Here is a 2,809-nt window from a genome sequence, read left to right as displayed (position 1 = left end):
GGCACGGGGTCGCGCGTCTGTTCGGGCTGGCGCGGGTGCGCCGGGGCTGGCCGGAACTGCGGCAGCCGCGGCGACGCGGTACGGAATGGCCGGAAAAGTTCGGCCCCGCAAGGGGTTGCACTGCCCCAGGCGCGGGCGGTCGTCAAGATGGCTGCGTGCAATGGGCACGTTGTGGCGCTGCCATGCAGCCGGGGGTGACGCCGTAACGTCGGGGCGACGGCGTGAAATACCCCACGCGAGTGGGGTTATTGCCTACCGTCTGGGTATGATTTAGGCGCTTTCGTGCCGCGTGGCAAGGTCTGCGTGTACTTACTGCACCTGGCGGGCAAAGAAAAGTGCGGAGGGGGCGGCAGGCGGCGGTGCGCATGCGGAAACCGCAAGGGACTGCCGGATGCGGGGCCGGATGCGGGGCCGGATGTGGGGTGCGTCTGAAGGGGCGTTGTGGCGGAAGGAAGGTTGCGCAGGCGGGGGCTGCGCCGGAAGGGAGCTTGCGTTGACGGGGCGATTGGCGGGACATGGAACGTGGGCGACCGGGAATCGCCGGGAATCTGGCGGGACGGGATATGATGCGAGAGGCGGTGAGGGACAGCGGCTGTAGTGCGTGACCGCCGGAAAACGGCAAAAGGAAAGGCGTGCCGCTCCGGATATCCGGGAGATTCCGCGCTCTGCGCCGGGATCTCTGCTGCACGCCTGTTAGGGATTATCTTCCGTGTCCCTATTCATTGGGGGCAACTCTCTTTGCCGTTATGGGGGTAAATCTCTGCCAGAACAGTCCTCCGATGGCGTTCCTTCGCTTCTGGCCCCTGTCGCGTTCCGTGCGTCGTGCCGTGGCTCGGCTGGTCTCCGCCTGGTTTGGTCTCAGGCTGCGAGCGCTCTGTGCACTGGTTGCGGACCTCGCAACGCCCTCGGCGTTGCTGTGTACTCCGGCGGGATGCCGACCCACTGGCTAGGTCGATCTCTTTCGCCGGTGATTAAACCCTAGCCTTGCGCGTGTCGGCTGTAAAGGGGGGTGGCGACGCGGCGGCACTATTGCGGCGTTATGATGTCGTGTTTCTTGACTGCGCAACATGGCGCATCCATTGATGGAGTTGGATATGCGCATGTTGCCATGTTGCAGTGCCCCCGTGTTGCTGTTGCAATATTCCGAAAAGAAAGGGCATTTTTTATGAAAAAAAGATAGCCAATGAATACGAAGTATTGAGCGCCATGTGGCGGTAGTGCATCGCCATATGAAATTGTGCGCTCGCACGATGCAGGGTTGCGCGGTGTTTGGCGCGAGCCCTGGTGGCGTGTCTTGTTGTGCCTCGTCGCCCCCGTCGCGTGTCCGGTTGTGCGCCCGGTGGTACGCCAGTCGTGCGAGCCGTCGGGCACCCGGTGCCATATCCCGTGGTTCGCCTGCGGGCGCGGGAGAGCGCGGCGGCGGACAACGCGGCGTGCGTCAGTTCAGCCGGTCCGATTCCATTTCCGGCCAGTCGTACCCGGCGTCCGCTTCGTCTGTGCCTGCTTCGTCTGTGCCTGCTTCGTCCGGGTTGGCCCCATAACCGCCCTCGTCCCCATCGACCGACGGGCACTCGTTTCCGTCACCCTCGCCGCCGTTCTTGCCCGTGCGTTTGCCGCAGGGGCGCAGATCGCGTTCCCAGTCGATGCGGGCGGCAATGGACGCCACCAGTTCGTCCAGCCCCTGCCGCGTGGCGGCGGACAGGGTGATGGCGTCTGGGTGCACGGCGCGCAGGGCCTCGCGCGCCTCCTCGTCCAGGGTGTCCCACTTGTTCAGCACCAGCAGGCGCGGCACTTCGTGCAGTTCCATGTCGGTGAGGATGGTGTCCACCGCGCCCAGTTGGCGGTCCAGTTCGGGGTGGCCCGCGTCGGCCACGTGGATCAGCAGGTCCGCCGCCTCCAGTTCCTCCAGCGTGGCGCGGAAGGCTTCCAGCAGTTCCTTGGGCAGGTTGCGGATGAACCCCACGGTGTCGGCCAGGATCAGTTCGCGCTCGTGCGGAAAGCGCAGGCGGCGGGTGGTGGGGTCCAGCGTGGCGAACAGCTTGTTCTCGGCCAGTACCGCGCTGTTGGTCAGGGCGTTGAGCAGGGTGGACTTGCCCGCGTTGGTGTAGCCCACCAGCGAGGCCAGCGGCACCCGCTGCTTGGCCCGCCGGGCGCGGGCATAGGCGCGCTGGCGGCGCAGCGATTCCAGCTCGTCCTTGATGCGCCCGATGCGGTCACGGAGGCGGCGGCGGTCGGTTTCCAGCTTGGTTTCACCGGGGCCACGCCCGCCAATGCCGCCCATCAGGCGGTCCATGGCGCGGTTTTTCCCCACCAGGCGGGGCTGGGTGTACTTCAGCTGGGCCATCTCCACCTGCAACTTGCCCGCGCGGGTGGTGGCGTGCTGGGCAAAGATGTCCAGGATCAGCTGGGTGCGGTCCAGCACCTTGCGCTCGGTCAGGTCGGCCAGATTGCGCAACTGGGCTGGCGAAAGCTCGCCGTCAAAGATGATCATGGTGGCGTTGCCCTGCAGGGCCAGCACCTCCAGTTCCGCCAGTTTGCCCTTGCCCAGGATGAACTTTGGGTTCAGCGAGGGTACGCGCTGGATCAGGGTGCCCGCGCAGCGCACCCCGGCGGTGCGGGCCAGTTCGCTCAGCTCGGCCAGATTCAGTTCCTGCAAAGGTCGAGGGGCGGTAGACACGCTGACCAGCACGGCGGCGGGGCCTTCCGCTTCTGCGGCAAGGGCGGCTGTATGGGCGATGTGCTCGGCATGGCTGCGGCCTTGCGGCACGGCCCCGGCGGCGGTGGCGGCAGTGCCGCGCGCACGGGTGGG

At 66.4% G+C, this 2,809-nt stretch carries 1 protein-coding gene; it reads right to left on the bottom strand.

All coding sequences use genetic code 11. From position 1 onward, the window contains the following. Window positions 1-1,438: 1,438 nt before the first annotated feature. Window positions 1,439-2,809 (bottom strand): GTPase HflX (hflX, locus tag FVW27_RS12425; RefSeq protein ID WP_243838417.1); only part of this gene is annotated, 1,371 nt, incomplete at its 5' end.

Origin of the sequence: Nitratidesulfovibrio liaohensis (assembly GCF_011682075.1) — a bacterium.
GTDB classification, from domain to species: Bacteria; Desulfobacterota; Desulfovibrionia; order Desulfovibrionales; family Desulfovibrionaceae; genus Cupidesulfovibrio; species Cupidesulfovibrio liaohensis.
The sequence above is the reverse complement of the archived record's forward strand: the minus strand, read 5'-3'. Positions and strand labels throughout refer to the sequence as shown.